This is a genomic window from Ruegeria marisflavi (assembly GCF_025673445.1).
Lineage (GTDB): Bacteria > Pseudomonadota > Alphaproteobacteria > Rhodobacterales > Rhodobacteraceae > Ruegeria_B > Ruegeria_B marisflavi.
In genome coordinates this window covers 21,928-36,902 of the sequence record NZ_JAOVQN010000022.1, presented here as the reverse complement: position 1 = coordinate 36,902, position 14,975 = coordinate 21,928, and the positions used below count along the sequence as shown (strand labels likewise).

Below are 14,975 nucleotides of genomic sequence, written 5' to 3'. Positions count from 1 at the left end.
TACCTCGTCATTCTGCGGCCTCGAGACCGTCTTCCAGGATCGGGAGCTGCATTTCAAAGACCGCCCCCCCGTGTTGCCCGTTGCGCGCCGTCAGACGCCCTCCGAGGTCGTTGACGATCCCCGAGGAGATTGCAAGCCCCAGACCGACTCCGTCGCCTGGCTGCTTGGTCGTGTAGAAGGGTTCGAAAATATTCTCGAAATCCGTAATACCATCGCCATTGTCACGTACTGTCAGGGTCGCCGTTTCACCGGCGGCCAGAATGATCTCAACCTCGGGATTACGGACCGATTTGGTGGCATCCAGTGCGTTCCGCAAGAGGTTCACCATAACCTGTTCGATGCGCATGCGATCCCCCATCACAAGAACCGGACGGTCCGGCAGAATCTGGGTGATCTGAACCTGTCTCTGACGAAGCTGCGGCTCCATCATCGACAGCGATGTGGTCAGCGCCTCGCCCATGTTTATTGGTGAAAAAGCTTCTTGTCCCTTGCGTGCATACGACTTCAGCTGCCTGGTAATTGCGCCCATGCGTTCAATCAGGTCGTCGATGCGTCCAAAGCTGGCCAGTGCCTCCTCCGGCCTATTGCGCCGCAACAAGAGACGGGCGCCCGCCAAATAGGTTTTCATTGCCGCCAGCGGCTGGTTCAATTCGTGGCTGACTGCCGCCGACATCTCGCCCAAGGCGGCGAGTTTCGAGCTTTGCGCCAGGGTCTGCTCTGCCACTTCAAGGGTCTTTTGCACCCGCTCGCGTTCGGCGATTTCCCGCTGTAACCGTGCGTTAAGCGCGCGGAGCTCCGCCGACTCCCGTTGAAACAGGGCCATACGGAAGGCTGTGCGGCGACTCAGCGCGTAGAAGCTAAGTGCGAGAAGAATCGCAAAGCCCATGATTTCCAGAGCCAGAACACCGTTCACCCGCTCCCGGATCGACGAGTAGGTAGAGAAAGACGTCATCTGCCAACCCCGAAATGGAATGCGGCTGTCCATCCGCATCACGGCTTCGCCGCGCAGATAGGCGTCGGCGGGGAGCGCCGTCCAGTCTGCCGTCACCCGTATCGCACGTTCGATGGCATTCTCCGGCGTCTGGCGACTAAGTGCTTCGGCTTCCTGCAAACCCCGCCAGCGGGGTTCGGTGGACAGGATGATTGTTCCTTCGGTGTTGGTTACGAACACCGCATCCGAGATCCCGGACCAAGCACGTTCGAATTTTTGTAAGTCCACTTCGACAACGATGACACCCAGGACTTCGGAACTGTCTTCGATCCTTCGGGAATAGGTGAACCGGTACCCCCCTGCCTCGTGTTGATATGGCGTGAAGACCGTTGCGTTCGAACGCACCGGATCCACAAAATAGGCGGCGGACCGATGCGTCTCTCCCAACCGGTTGCGGTCAGTGGCGGCAACCACGCGCCCATCTCGGTCCAACAGCATCAGAGAAGCGGCACCGATCTCCTCAACAAAGGAAATAAGACGCTGTGTCGACTGCGAGTAATTGCTGGATTGCAGCGCAGAGATCAGCGTCGGATCTCGCGCCAGCAGCTGTGGCACGATGGCGTTGCGGCGCAACTCGCTGAGCAGGTTGCCTGAATAGAGCGCAAGTCGCAGTTCGGCCCGATTTCGGGTGCTTTCCGTGAAACGGTCGGTCAGCAGCCGGTTAGTGACCCAAACCGTAGCCGTGGCGGACACCAGCAGAAACACCAAAGCAAGCCGAACCCGCCAGCTGAGCTGACCGGAGCGGATCCAGCTGGTGTTGTCACCATTTGGACGAAGCGGCTTGTTCATGTGCCCAAGCTACGCCCCTGAGGGGCGCTTCTCAAGTCATGCAGGCGCGAGCACACCGGCCAATGCGCGGAAGAGCGCCGCTCCGTCCGTGCCGCCGTGGCCGGCATCCGCCGCCCGTTCGGGGTGTGGCATCATCCCCAGCACCCGGCGGTTTTCGGACAGGATACCGGCGATATCCCCGCACGAGCCATTGGGGTTCTCGGCATAGGTGAACGCGACGCGATCCTGATCGCGCAACATCGCCAACGTCTTGTCATCGGCATAATAGTTGCCGTCATGATGCGCGATCGGAATACCGATCACGTCGCCCGCATTGTAGCCTTGGGTGAATACACTGTCCGAAGTCGCGACTTTCAGACCGACAGTCTTGCAGATGTATTTCAGGCCAGCATTGCGCAACAACGCGCCGGGCAGGATGCCTGTCTCGGTCAGGATCTGAAAACCATTGCAGACACCCATGGCATAACCGCCGCGTTCAGTATGCTCGACAACGGCCTTACAGATCGGCGATTGGGCCGCGATCGCACCGCAGCGCAGATAGTCGCCATAGCTGAAACCTCCGGGCACACCGACGATATCGAGCCCCGCCGGAAGGCTGGCATCCTTGTGCCACACCATGGTGACATCGAATCCGGCCTGTTCAAAGGCCACGGCCAGGTCCCGGTCACAGTTCGATCCGGGGAAAACGACAACAGCAGCGCGCATGAGCGGGACCTCCTAGGTCTGAAAATCGGTGATGACCGCAACTCCCGGCGGGGCGGGACGGTCAAAGGCGGCAAGCTCATCGCTTGCCTGGGACAAGGCGATTGTACGGGTCACCAGCGGCGACAGGTCCAGATGACCACCGTCAATTAGCGAGAGAAGCGAGGGATAGCGCCAGGCGGGCATGCCCCGGGTTCCCTGCAGGGTCAACTGACCGGAGTAGAGCACATCCATCGGCAAGGTCATCGCGGTATGCTCGCCCGCCGGCATGCCGATCATCACCAGGCGACCCAGCTTGCGCAGCGCGCGCATGGCGCCGGTCATGGTGGTTTCGACCCCCAAAGCCTCGACCGCGACATGGGCGCCGCCGCCGGTCAGGTCGCGCACGGCCTGCGCGGCGTCGACGTCGGCCGCGTTGATCACGACATCCGCGCCCAGAGAGCTGGCATAGGCAAGTTTTTCGGGGACCACATCGACCATCGCGACACGTGCACCAAGTGCGCGGCCCAGAAGCAATGCCGAAATCCCGACACCGCCCGCACCAAAGACCGCCAGCCATTCGCCCGGGCGCAGTTCGGCCCGCCCCACAAGCGCCTGCCAGGCGGTGGTGACGCGGCACCCGAGACCCGCGGCGACATGGGGTGGCAAGCCGTCGGGCAGCGCCGTCAGGTTTGTATCGGCAAAGGGAACCGCGATGAACTCGGCAAAGGCGCCGTCGCGGGTAAACCCCGGCACCTGCTGATGGGCGCAGATCGTCTGATGCCCGGCCGCGCAGTCGCCGCAGCGACCACAGGCCAGGATGAAGGGCGCGATGACTCGGTCCCCCACGCGCCAGCGCGTGACCTCGGCACCCGCGGCGACAACTTCGCCGCAGAACTCATGCCCCGGCACCATCGGCAATGCCACGTCGGGATCCGAACCCGTCCAGGCATGCCAGTCCGACCGGCAGACGCCACAAGCCAGTACGCGCAACACAACCTCTCCCTTGCCGGGCGTCGGGTCGGGAAGCGTGGTCAGCGCCAGCGGCTGGCGCCATGCGGTCAGCTGCGCGGCGCGCATCGGTCAGACCAGCTCGATCTCGTAACGTTCGATGACGGTATTGGCGAGAAGCTTCTCGCACATTTCGGCCACGTCGGCCTCGGTTGCGCCGTCTGCCAGTTCAAGGTCAATCACCTTTCCCTGCCGTACACCCGTCACCTTCTCGAACCCCATCGCCCCCAAAGCGTGGCGCACCGCCTCGCCCTGCGGATCGAGAACCCCGTTCTTGAGCATCACATGCACGCGTGCCTTCATCTCGTCCTATTCCCCGGTCTTGCGTGCCGGACGATCCGCCCGGCGAATGAAAGGTAGAACCAGCCCGGATCCCGGGCGGTGATTTCAATTGATCAGCGTAGGCTTGACCACATTCGAGGTCTTGGGGATCACGCCCAGCCTGCGCGCCACTTCGGAATAGGCATCCGTCAGGCTGCCCAGATCGCGGCGGAACACATCCTTGTCCAACTTCTGTCCGGTTTCGATATCCCACAACCGGCAGCTGTCAGGGCTGATCTCGTCGGCGACGATCAGGCGGGGATAGTCGTTTTCATAAACCCGGCCGATCTCGATCTTGAAGTCGATCAGCTTGATGCCAACACCGTACATCAGACCGGACATGTAATCGTTTACGCGCAGCGCCAGGCTGAGGATATCGTCCATGTCCTGCTGGCCGGCCCAGCCAAAGGCCGCGATATGCTCCTCGGTCACCAGCGGGTCGCCCAGTTCGTCGTTCTTGAAACAGTACTCGACGATCGGACGCGGCAGCTGGGTGCCTTCTTCGATTCCCAGGCGCTTGGACATGGAGCCCGCGGCAAAGTTGCGCACGATGATTTCCAGCGGAATGATCTCGCAGGCACGCACCAGCTGCTCGCGCATGTTGAGACGGCGAATGAAATGGGTCGGCACACCGATCTGGTTCAGACCGGTCATGAAAAACTCGCTGAGGCGGTTGTTCAATACACCCTTGCCTTCGATCACATCCTTCTTCTGGGCGTTGAAGGCGGTGGCGTCATCCTTGAAATACTGGACGATGGTACCCGGCTCGGGGCCTTCGTAGAGGATCTTGGCCTTGCCCTCGTAAATCTTGTTGCGACGCGCCATGTGCGACCTTTCCAGGCTGGGACGGGGGAATGAGTCCCCCCTCATGGCGCCCTCATAAGGCAAGCGCCGCAGTGTCGCAAGCATACCACTGCCTCTTGCGGTTCCGGCGGTCGGGCGGCATATCAGAAAAGAACGACACTTCATGCAGGGGACGCAACCCATGACCACCTTCGACGATCGCGAACACGCATTCGAAGCCAAATTCGCTCATGACGAGGAAATGCAGTTCAAGGCGCAGGCCCGCTGCAACAAGATGCTGGGCCTTTGGGCTGCGGGCCTGTTGGGCAAGTCCGAGGCGGAAGCTGCGGAATATGCCAAGTCCGTGGTCCTGGCTGATTTCGAGGAAGCCGGTCACGAAGACGTGGTGCGCAAGGTTGCGCAGGATCTCGATGGCGTTGTGGATGCAGATACCGTGCGGGCCAAGATGGCCGAGCTTCTGCCGGCAGCCAAAGCCGAGATCATGAGCGAAGCAGGCAACTGAGCCGCTGCCCACGACCGAGCAAATGAAAACCTGCGAACAGGCGTTCGCGGGTTTTCCTTTGTCGCGAACGGTGGGGACGCGCCGACGAAACCGCATCGCGCTCGCGCCAAAAATGGCGCCTCTTGAACGCAGGACTGAACCCGCTTCATCATTATGTTGAGAAGTTTGCGTTTGCCTCTTTCACGCATTCGTGACACAGGTTCCTGTCTGATCGCGCCGCGTCGGCGCCGTGGAAATGGAACTTGAACGACATGACCAACGCCTTTTCTGCAATGCTCACCAGCCATGATGTGATCCTCGCCGACGGGGCCACCGGTACAAACCTGTTCAAGATGGGTTTGCAATCGGGCGACGCGCCCGAACTGTGGAACACAACGGAACAGGACAAGATCCGCGCGCTATACAAGGGCTCTGTCGATGCAGGCAGCGACTTGTTCCTGACCAACACTTTTGGCGGCACGGCGGCGCGGCTCAAACTGCACGATGCGCAGGGGCGTGTGCGCGAACTGAACCGGGCAGGAGCGGAACTGGGCCGCGAGATGGCGGACAAGGCCAACCGCAAGGTGATCGTGGCGGGTTCGGTCGGCCCCACCGGCGAGATCATGCAGCCGGTCGGCAACCTGAGCCATGCCGCGGCAGTCGAGATGTTTCATGAGCAGGCCGAAGGTTTGAAAGAAGGCGGTGTCGATGTCCTGTGGCTGGAAACTATTTCCGCCCCCGAGGAATACCGCGCCGCGGCCGAGGCCTTTGCGCTGGCGGACATGCCCTGGTGCGGCACGATGAGTTTTGACACCGCCGGACGCACGATGATGGGCGTCACCTCGGCCGATATGGTCCAACTGGTCGAAAGCCTGCCCAATCCGCCGCTGGCCTTTGGTGCGAATTGCGGCACCGGGGCGTCAGACATCCTGCGCACCGTACTGGGATTCGCGGCTCAAGGGACCGAGCGGCCGATCATTTCCAAGGGTAACGCGGGCATCCCAAAATATGTCGATGGCCATATTCACTATGATGGCACCCCGGAGTTGATGGCGGTCTACGCCACCATGGCACGCGATGCCGGGGCCAAGATCATCGGCGGCTGTTGCGGCACCATGCCAGAGCATCTGGTCAAGATGCGGGCCGCGCTTGATTCAACCCCGCGCGGCGAGCGGCCCACGCTGGAGCAGATTGTCGAAGCGCTGGGCGCCTTCACCTCCGCCTCGGACGGCACCGGCGATGATGGTGGCGAACGCCGCGCCCGTGGCGGACGCCGCCGCCGCGCCTGAGCCTATTGGGAGGGCGCTGCCAACAGCGCCCTCACCTCGGCCGCCGGCACGCCGAGGTTTGATCCGCCGAAGTCCGGCAAGATGGCCGTGTTGACCGCCACCACCTGCCCTTGCAGGTTCAGGACCGGCCCTCCGCTGCCGCCATGCGTGGTTTCGGCGTCATAAACGACCGAGGCCTGAGTGATCTGCCCGACGATCCCCCGGCTCGACAACGGCCACATCAGACCTGCGGCCGCCAGTTGCTCGGCCACTTCCCAGAACCCTGTCCGTCCGGAGAGACGCATTTCCTCGACAAATTGCTCGCCCGAACGTGCCAGCATCGACATCAATCCGGTAGGATAGCCCATCACCAGCACTTCCTGACCCGGCACCGGCAGCGTTCCGGCCAAGTCTAGCCCATCGGGCAAGGACGATGTGTCAGCAGGCACCACCAGGGCCAAGTCCGCATTGTCGCTGAGCACGAGTATGGAAAGATCGATCGCGTCGGGTCGACCGGGGATATAGCCGATAAATCGGGTCAGCACCGGCTCCAACGTATCACCACCAAACTGAAGAGCCGAATTCTGCTCCCAAGGGGCGGCGACATGCCGGTTGGTCACAATCACTCCTGCCCCGCGCAGGACAAAGCCGGTCCCGGTCACTTGGGCCTCGGCAACCGGGCCCTCGCCGTCCGGCGAAAGCACAGGCTGGCCATTGGGGTAGATCAACCGATTGCCGTCCCGGCCCAGGACATGCCGCAGCATCTGTCCGGTCTCCCGCACCCGCAGCCCATATCCACCTTGCAGGAACACCACAGATCCGGTTGCCAGAGAGACGACCCGCGTCCCGGCGTTGGATTGATCCTCGAGCGTGTCGATCCGTTCGGCGTTCAGGCGCAGGCGAACCCCGATCTCGTCCTGAAGCGCGTTCAGATCACCGGGCCGGATCGCCTCGCGCTGGGCTTTTTCCAGGGCCGAGGCCAAAGCATCGACCTGAAGGCGCCCGCCTTCGATCTGCTCCTGCAAGGCTCGACCCGAAACGTACTGCCACCCAGCCGATATCGCGAGGACGCCAAGCGTGATCAGAACTCCGATGCGGAACAGGATTGACGGGCTGCAGAGAACCCGGCTCAGCGTCATTCCAGCGGCCCGAGACAGTCGGCGCAAGAGCGGGCGCCTGCTGGTCCGCAGATAGCTTGCGGCGTCGCCCAGGATATCGTTCAGAGAGATTTGCCGGTGGTGCTGGGCATCGTAGATGCGAATGCGCGAAAGGGGTCCGTGTTCCTCGAACTCTACAACGTCGCCCTGGCTCAGGTCGACGGCCTCGACCTGCTGTCGGTTGACCCAGATCCGCGCCCCGGGCGCCGCGACCAGATGAAATCCATTCTTTTGCCTCAGAATGCGGGCAACGACCTGTCCCGAGACCCGGATATCGCCCGCGGCCAGCGCGCGTAAGATGCCGTCGTTATCCAGCATGATGTCGACCGCATCCGAGGTGATCCAGGAATACAGCCCCCGATTGAGCCCTGTCAGATGTTCAAGGACGGCAGCATCCGGATGTTGGGTTGGGGCACTCATGCTGACATGATGCCGCCTCAGGCCCCTGTCTTGTCAACTCGGCGTTTTTTCACCGGCCTTCAAACTTTGCTGCACGCTTCTCCATGAAGGCGACCACGCCTTCCTGAAAGTCACGCGTGCGTCCGCACTCGCCCTGCAAATGTGCCTCAGAGGCCAGCTGATCCGGCAGCGACTTGCCAAAGCTCGACCGGATCGCCTTTTTGATATTGGCAAACGCGGCAGTCGGCCCTTCGGCCAGATAGGCCGCTCGCTTGCGCCAATGGGTGTCGAATTCGTCATCGGCGACCGCCTCCCAGATCATGCCCAGGCTTTCGGCCTGACGCGCTGTGATCTTGTCGGCAAACAGCGCCGCACCCATCGCCTTGGCCAGTCCCATCTGGCGCGGCAGGAACCAGGTGCCACCTGCATCGGGCATCAGGCCGATCCGGGCAAAGGCTTGCAGGAAATAGGCACTTTCCGTTGCTATCACCACGTCTGCGCACAGTGCCAGATTGGCCCCGGCCCCCGCCGCCGGGCCGTTGACCGCAGCAATGGTCGGCACCGGGCAATCATAGATGGCCTCCAACATGGGGTTATATTCGTCGCGCAGGGTCCGCTCGAGATCGATCTTGCCGGAACTGGCCGCATCGCCCAGGTCCTGACCGGTGCAAAATGCACGCCCCGCGCCCGTCAACACGACCGCACGTGCCTCTTTTGCAGCTGCCCGCATCGCAAAGGTGATCTCGGCCCGCATCCGGCCGGTCAGGGCGTTCATCTTGTCCGGACGGTTCATCGTCAAAACCGCAAGGCGGTCGGTGATGTCCAGTGTGATCGTGTCGTATTCCATTTCCATGGCCCTCGGTCGCAGGTTCAATGGACGCAAGCTGGCGCATGTCGGACCAATGGAAAAGGGGAACCGCGCGTCACTCGTCGAGAATACGACGCAGACGCTCCTGCTCTTCCGTATTCAGCGCAGCTTCGGCCGAGGTGGTCGCCGTCGACCTGTTCCGCACGAATGCCCAGCCCATCGCCGCGGCGGTCACCAACATGAGAGGTCCGGCCAGCCACAACATCCAGTTCGCACCGGATGTCGTGGGTTTCAGAAGGACATATTCGCCATAGCGATCGACGATATAGTCAATGGCCTGCGTGTCGCTATCCCCGGCCACCAGACGCTCGCGCAGCAGGATGCGCAGGTCACGGGCAAGATCAGCATTCGATTCGTCGATGCTTTCGTTGCGGCAAACCAGACAGCGCAACTCCTTGCTCAGTTCCCTCGCCCGCGATTCCAGTACCGGGTCATCCAGCACTTCGTCAGGCTGAACTGCCCAGAGCGGCGCAGCCAGGAGCATCAGGATCAGGATCAGCCGTTTCATTCCGCCGGAACCCCACCTGCCGGAGCATTTCGCGCGCCGGCGGCCACCCTGAAGCGCCGGTCACTAAGGCTGAGAAGACCACCAATTGCCATCAACAGCGACCCGGCCCAGATCCAGTTGGCAAAGGGTTTGATATAGGTCCGCATGGTCCAACCGCCGTCATCCTGACGGTCGCCGATCACGACATAGACATCCCGCAGGAACCGATAGTCAATTGCCGCCTCGGTCGTGGGCATCCGGGCCACCGGGTACTCGCGCTTCTCGGGGTTCAGTACCGCCACCTGGTGGCCATCCTTCTCCAGCCGGACGGTGGCCATTGTCGAGAAATAGTTGGGCCCGGGTACCCGCTCGACCGCGTCCAGCGTCAGGGTAAACCCGCCCACCTCGAACGGCTCGCCGATGCGGGCAACGCGGATATCCTCCACTTCCCAGGCCAATAGCCCGGCAATGGCGAACATCGTGACACCCAATCCGGTATGCGCGACCGCCTTGCCCCAATCCGCTCGCGGCAGGCGCAGAATCCTGGTAAAATTGCCCGTCCGCCCTGTCCGGCTCCACAGGTCTATTATCGCTCCGAAAGTGATCCAAGTCCCCAGGAACAGACCTACAGGACCCAACGCACTACGCCCCGACTGCATGGTCCAGACCAGCATGGCCAGTGCCAGTGCCAGGAAGAAGGCAAACCGCAAGCTGTAAGCCGCGCGCGCCAGCTTGCCACGCTTCCACGGCAAGATGGCGCCCAGAGGCAGCGCCAGACCCAGAACCACCATGAAGGGCGTGAAGGCCGCGTCGAAGAATGGCGCACCAACCGACAACTTACGGTCAAAGAACATCTCGGCAACGATTGGCCAGAGCGTTCCGAAGAACACCACAAACGATCCGACCGCTAGCAGGATATTGTTCAACACGAGCGCGCTTTCGCGGCTGACAACCGAGAAAACCCCTTTGGCCTCCATTACCTGCGCGCGCGCCGCAAAAAGCGTCAATGCGCCGCCGGTGAAGATCCCAAGGATGGCCAGGATAAAAACCCCGCGCTCGGGGTCGTTGGCAAAGGCATGCACGCTGGTCAACAGGCCCGAACGCACGATGAACGTACCGATCAGCGAGAAGCCAAAGGCCAGGATCGCCAACAGGATAGTCCAGCTTTTCAGCGCCTCGCGCTTCTCTACCACGATGGCCGAATGCAAAAGCGCAGCCGCCAGCAGCCAAGGCATGAAAGAGGCATTTTCGACCGGATCCCAGAACCAGAATCCGCCCCAGCCTAGCTCGTAGTAAGCCCACCACGATCCAAGCGCGATACCTATTGTCAGGAAAATCCAGGCTGCGAGCGTCCATGGCCGCACCCAACGGCCCCAAGAAGCATCAACCCGCCCTTCGATCAAGGCAGCCACGGCAAAAGAAAACGCCATGCTCAGGCCCACATAGCCAAGGTAGAGAAAGGGAGGATGGAATGCGAGGCCCGGATCCTGCAACAGAGGGTTCAGGTCCTGCCCGTCAAAGGGCGGCACTGACAGCCGTAGGAATGGATTCGATGTAAAGAGGATGAAGGCAAAAAACGCCACCGCAATGGCCGATTGTACCGCCAGTACCCGGGCCTTTAGCGCAGGCGGCAAACCGCCGCCGAACCAGGCCGCCATGGCACCAAAGAGGGTGACAATCAGCACCCACAGCAGCATCGAACCTTCGTGGTTGCCCCAGGTGCCGCTGATCTTGTAAAGCATCGGTTTCGCCGAATGGCTATTCAGAGTGACCACGCGAAGCGAAAAATCCGAAGTCACAAATGCCCAGACCAGCGCGGCAAATGCAAATGCCGTCAACAGGAACTGTATTCCCGCGGCCGGTTCAGCGACCGCCATCCACGAAGTCCAGCGTTTCTGAGCACCAACCATCGGCACAACCATCTGTACGATGGCGACCATGAAGGCGAGGATGAGGGCGAAGTGACCGAGTTCTGTAACCATGGGCCGAGATATAGACCTCGGCCCAGGTACAGCCAATCCCTTTCGCCGGGATTTGCAGCGCATAGTGTCGCGCCGTCAGGCCCTTTTCATACGACGCCAGTCCTCCAGGGCACGGTTGACCTCGGGGGTGGTTGCCGCCAGCGCCATTTCCGCGTCAGTACCGGCATCGGCCGCACCTGGGCTATCAAAGCGCAACGCCCGCAATGCTCGGATGTTCTCCACCGCCTGCGGGACACGGGCCATGGTGCTTGCCAGGTCACGCTGGAAATCCTGCGCTTTGGTCTGATGCCGGGCCCCAAAGTAGAACGACACGACGACACCCAACAACCACCAAAGCGGTTCCGGCACCAGAGCAAGGCCCTGCATCCGCTCGGCAAACCAGATCGGGTCGGTCATTGCCGCGACGAACAGGCCCAGCGTCCCCATGGCCAGCGCCGGGCGCGGCAGCCGGTTCAGCCCATCCATGATCCGGTCGAACCCGCCCCGCCGGGACACGGTAAACTCCGCCGCAAACTGGTCCAGCGCGCCCATCTGCACATCGCGCGCCCGTGCGGCCCCGGCCTCTGCATTCTCGCGAAATACTTCGGCGGTCTCGCGCACCACATTACGTCCGCCACCGAACAACAGCTCGATCAACCCACCGATCAGACCCATCCCGATACCCTCCGCTGAAACTCGGCTTCGCTCATGTGATAGGTCGGCGAGATGAACTCCTCAGCCCGGATGATCCAGCCGCCCTTGCCCCCTTTGCGGCTGCGAGCGTACTTGCGGCTGGCCGGGCGCCGGTCGGCTAGACGGAAGTAATAGTTCCGCCGCGCCACCCCATAGGCATCGCGCAGCGCCTCGGGACGCGGCACCGCCGCGTCCTGCGCCGCGCGCAGGGTCTGCGGCCCGATTGCGCCATCCACCGACACCTCATAGCCCATGTCTCGCAAGAGCCGTTGCAGGATCTTCACAGCATTGCCGCCCGCGTTCACGTACATGTCGAACAGCGACGCCTTCACTGCCTCGGGCATGTCGCCGATCCGCGGGCGGGCATAGTAGTGGGTCAGGAAAATCTCTACCGCCTGCTCCCGGCTCAGCGCCCGCACATCCGCCACATCCACGGCGCCGTCACCAGTCACATCCAGGCCCAACCGCCGCATCGTGTGGATAGTCACCCCAAAATTAGTCGCCCCGCCCGGGTCATCGGGATCGTTCATGAACCCACCTTCACGCGCCACGATCTCCTGGGCGATCTGTCGTACCGTCTGCATTGGCCTCGACCTCCATCAGAACCGCGCTGATGAGGCGACAAAAGAGTTAAGCCTGCGAAACACCAAAGGGCGCCGCTTGCGCAACGCCCCTGTCTTCACTTCGCTTCAAAATACTCCCGCCGGAGGCGCGCGTTCAGCTTTCCGGCGCCTGATACACGCCCTGCTCCTTGAGCGCGTCCATAACCTCTTTCGGCATATAGGTTTCGTCATGTTTGGCAAGGATTTCCGAGGCTTCAAAGACACCGTTCACGTAGCGCCCGGTCCCGATCATGCCCTGATTCTCCCCAAACAAATCCGGCAGCACGCCGGTAAACACGACTGGCACGCTCTCGCCGCCATCCGTCACAGAGAACCGCACCGTTTCGCCCTGCCCACGGATCAAGGTACCTTCCTCGACCAGCCCCCCAAGGCGAAACACCTCTGTTTCCGCAGGTGGTTCAGCGATCACCTGGCTAGGCGCCCGAAAGAAGTTGATGCCATCCCGCATGGCATAACCGATCAAGCCGGTCGCCAGGACCAAGGCCACGGTGGCCACGGCGATAACCTGAATGCGGCGTTGTTTCTTGAGCGATTTCATAGCGTCCTCACCAGAAAGAGTGGGCCATCGTCAGACCGGTTGTATGTCGTTCAGCTAACATCGAACGGGTGCAGTACAAAGACTTGCGACTGCTACCTTTTGTCAGCGGCCATGGTTACACGAAAACACTGGTCCCCAATAGGCGTCGAAGCCACCGACCGCCTTGACCGAAGTCAGGCGGCCTGAAACTCGATCTTGCGCCGCAGGAACTGGGTTGCCCGGCTGCCAACTGTCGCGGGTTTGCCCGTCGTCAGATAGCCGCCCTTACCAGCACCCAACATGTTGGGATGGCGTTGCAGGTAGTCGGCCAGGCTTGCCGCCACCAGATCGCCCTGACTGTATACGGTCACCTCGGGTCCTAGCGCGTCCTGAAAAGCCTCGGCCATCAACGGATAATGTGTGCACCCAAGAATGGCCGCCTGTGGACTGGGCATCTTGCGTTTCAGCGCGTCCACATGGCTACGCACCAGCGCCTCGGCCAGTATCAGGTCGCCCTCTTCGATGGCATCGACCACACCGCCACAGGCCTGCGCCTCGACATCCACACCGATGGCGCGAAAGGCCAGTTCGCGCTGGAACGCGCGGCTCGCCACGGTGGCGGGCGTTGCAAACAGGGCGACGTTCTTGACCTCGACCTCGCGCGGGGGGCTGTTGTCGCCCCATTGCCGCTCGGTCAGCGCTTCGATCAGCGGCACGAACACGCCAAGCACCCGCTTGCCCGGTGGAACACCCTCTTCCTGCATCCGGCGCAGCGCTGCGGCGCTGGCGGTGTTGCAGGCCAGGATCACCAGGTCGCAGCCCCGGTTCCACAGGTCGTGCACCGCTGTGCGCGTCAGCTGAAAGATATCTTCGGGCGTGCGCACCCCATAAGGCGCATGGGCGCTGTCAGCGTAGTAGAGGAACTCTACATCCGGCAACCGTTTCTGCGCCGCTTCCAGCACGGTCAGGCCACCCAGACCCGAATCGAAAATCCCTACTGCCATCTTTACCCTTCAGGCGCGATGCCGTTCCTCGAATTCATAGCCGTAGTCAAAAGACTTGAGCGGCGTCGGAGACAGCTCATACGTCGCCTTGCGCAGAAAATCCATCATCTTGCGCGTGTCCCGTGCCAAGGGGTCCAGTATGTCGCGGCCGATGGGCTGGCCCACCACCACCCGCACCGGCGTATCCACCCGCTTGCGGAATTCCTTGATCAACAGGCCCATGCGCAGGGTCGAATGCAGGTGGCTGGCGATCTGGAACAGGCGGCTGGTATGACCGTCAAAGAAGACCGGCACCACCACCGCATCGGATTTTGCCACCATCCGGGCCGTAAACCCGCGCCAGCCCGGATCCATCGGATGCGAGAACGGGTGCAACCCGGTCGAGACGGTACCGCCGGGAAAGATACCGATCGCGCCGCCCTGCCCCAGATAGCTTAGCGCCTGACGACGGGTATCGAGGTTCAGCTGCACCGCCTCGCGGGTGTCGTCGAACGAGATCGGCAGGATGATCCGGTTGATGTCCTCGGCCTTTCGGAAAACCCGGTTTGCCATGATGCGGAAATCGCCCCGTGTCTGCGCCAGGACATGCCCCATCATCAGCCCATCGAGGATGCCGTAAGGGTGATTGGCGATCAGGATCAGCGGGCCGTCCTGCGGGATGTTGCTCAGCGCACCGCCCACCACATCCAGCGTCAAGCCGTATCGCTCGACGATCACCGTCCAGAAATCGCGGCCCCGGGCGACTTCCTGCTCGTATCCTTGCGCGCGTCGGATCAGGCTCAGGCGCCCGGTGGTGTTCTCCATCAGGCGGATCACCGCCCGACCTCCCCTGGTCGCGGCGGAATGGGCATAGCTGATATCGCGGGCGATATGGCGCTCTGCGGTCATGAACGGCTCCGAAAAAACTGCCCCTGAAATAG

General features: G+C 61.9%; 16 protein-coding genes. 2 read left to right on the top strand and 14 right to left on the bottom strand.

All coding sequences use genetic code 11. The features are described from left to right. Positions 1-7 precede the first annotated feature (7 nt). The 5 genes from OEZ49_RS18575 to purC form a co-directional block, all read right to left on the bottom strand. Positions 8-1,780 (bottom strand): sensor histidine kinase, encoded by a 1,773-nt coding sequence (locus tag OEZ49_RS18575; RefSeq protein WP_263389702.1) that lies wholly within the window; start codon positions 1,778-1,780, stop codon positions 8-10. A gap of 36 nt (positions 1,781-1,816) precedes the next feature. After that, positions 1,817-2,485, bottom strand: a complete 669-nt coding sequence (gene purQ / locus OEZ49_RS18570; RefSeq protein WP_263389701.1) for a phosphoribosylformylglycinamidine synthase subunit PurQ — start codon at positions 2,483-2,485, stop codon at positions 1,817-1,819. Between the two features lie 12 nt (positions 2,486-2,497). Then, positions 2,498-3,541, bottom strand: coding sequence for a zinc-dependent alcohol dehydrogenase family protein (locus OEZ49_RS18565; RefSeq protein ID WP_263389700.1), 1,044 nt, complete (start codon positions 3,539-3,541; stop codon positions 2,498-2,500). A 3-nt stretch (positions 3,542-3,544) separates the two neighbouring features. Further along, positions 3,545-3,775 (bottom strand): phosphoribosylformylglycinamidine synthase subunit PurS, encoded by a 231-nt coding sequence (purS, locus tag OEZ49_RS18560; RefSeq protein WP_263389699.1) that lies wholly within the window; start codon positions 3,773-3,775, stop codon positions 3,545-3,547. An 84-nt stretch (positions 3,776-3,859) separates the two neighbouring features. Next, complete coding sequence (gene purC / locus OEZ49_RS18555) at positions 3,860-4,618, bottom strand: phosphoribosylaminoimidazolesuccinocarboxamide synthase (protein WP_263389698.1); 759 nt, start codon at positions 4,616-4,618, stop codon at positions 3,860-3,862. A gap of 160 nt (positions 4,619-4,778) precedes the next feature. On the opposite strand from purC, the gene OEZ49_RS18550 reads away from it, so the two are divergent. Together OEZ49_RS18550 and bmt are read left to right on the top strand one after the other, a co-directional pair. Then, positions 4,779-5,099: a DUF1476 domain-containing protein gene (locus OEZ49_RS18550; RefSeq protein WP_263389697.1), complete on the top strand. Its 321-nt coding sequence runs from the start codon at positions 4,779-4,781 to the stop codon at positions 5,097-5,099. A gap of 251 nt (positions 5,100-5,350) precedes the next feature. After that, positions 5,351-6,367: a betaine--homocysteine S-methyltransferase gene (gene bmt / locus OEZ49_RS18545; protein ID WP_263389732.1), complete on the top strand. Its 1,017-nt coding sequence runs from the start codon at positions 5,351-5,353 to the stop codon at positions 6,365-6,367. A gap of 2 nt (positions 6,368-6,369) precedes the next feature. On the opposite strand, the gene OEZ49_RS18540 is transcribed toward bmt, so the two are convergent. The 9 genes from OEZ49_RS18540 to OEZ49_RS18500 all read right to left on the bottom strand — a co-directional run bounded on the left by OEZ49_RS18540 (position 6,370) and on the right by OEZ49_RS18500 (position 14,943). Further along, positions 6,370-7,923, bottom strand: a complete 1,554-nt coding sequence (locus OEZ49_RS18540) for a S1 family peptidase (RefSeq protein ID WP_263389696.1) — start codon at positions 7,921-7,923, stop codon at positions 6,370-6,372. A gap of 49 nt (positions 7,924-7,972) precedes the next feature. Next, positions 7,973-8,749, bottom strand: a complete 777-nt coding sequence (locus tag OEZ49_RS18535; RefSeq protein ID WP_263389731.1) for an enoyl-CoA hydratase-related protein — start codon at positions 8,747-8,749, stop codon at positions 7,973-7,975. 76 nt (positions 8,750-8,825) lie between these two features. Further along, the gene (locus OEZ49_RS18530; RefSeq protein ID WP_263389695.1) at positions 8,826-9,278 is read right to left on the bottom strand and encodes a cytochrome c-type biogenesis protein; all 453 of its coding nucleotides are present in this window, start codon (positions 9,276-9,278) and stop codon (positions 8,826-8,828) included. Further along, entirely contained in the window at positions 9,275-11,239 is a 1,965-nt protein-coding gene (locus OEZ49_RS18525) for a heme lyase CcmF/NrfE family subunit (RefSeq protein ID WP_263389694.1), read from the bottom strand. Before OEZ49_RS18525 ends, OEZ49_RS18530 begins: the two co-directional genes overlap by 4 nt. 75 nt (positions 11,240-11,314) lie before the next feature. Further along, positions 11,315-11,893: a holin family protein gene (locus tag OEZ49_RS18520; protein ID WP_263389693.1), complete on the bottom strand. Its 579-nt coding sequence runs from the start codon at positions 11,891-11,893 to the stop codon at positions 11,315-11,317. Then, positions 11,884-12,495 (bottom strand): holin-associated N-acetylmuramidase, encoded by a 612-nt coding sequence (locus OEZ49_RS18515; protein WP_263389692.1) that lies wholly within the window; start codon positions 12,493-12,495, stop codon positions 11,884-11,886. Before OEZ49_RS18515 ends, OEZ49_RS18520 begins: the two co-directional genes overlap by 10 nt. Positions 12,496-12,628: 133 nt before the next feature. Continuing rightward, positions 12,629-13,072, bottom strand: coding sequence for a cytochrome c maturation protein CcmE (gene ccmE / locus OEZ49_RS18510; protein WP_263389691.1), 444 nt, complete (start codon positions 13,070-13,072; stop codon positions 12,629-12,631). Positions 13,073-13,245: 173 nt separating this feature from the next. Then, on the bottom strand, positions 13,246-14,055 hold the full coding sequence (locus OEZ49_RS18505) for a glutamate racemase (RefSeq protein WP_263389690.1): 810 nt from the start codon (positions 14,053-14,055) through the stop codon (positions 13,246-13,248). Between the two features lie 9 nt (positions 14,056-14,064). Further along, a complete protein-coding gene (locus OEZ49_RS18500; protein WP_263389689.1) occupies positions 14,065-14,943 on the bottom strand; it encodes a lysophospholipid acyltransferase family protein in 879 nt (292 codons plus the stop codon). Positions 14,944-14,975: the final 32 nt, after the last annotated feature.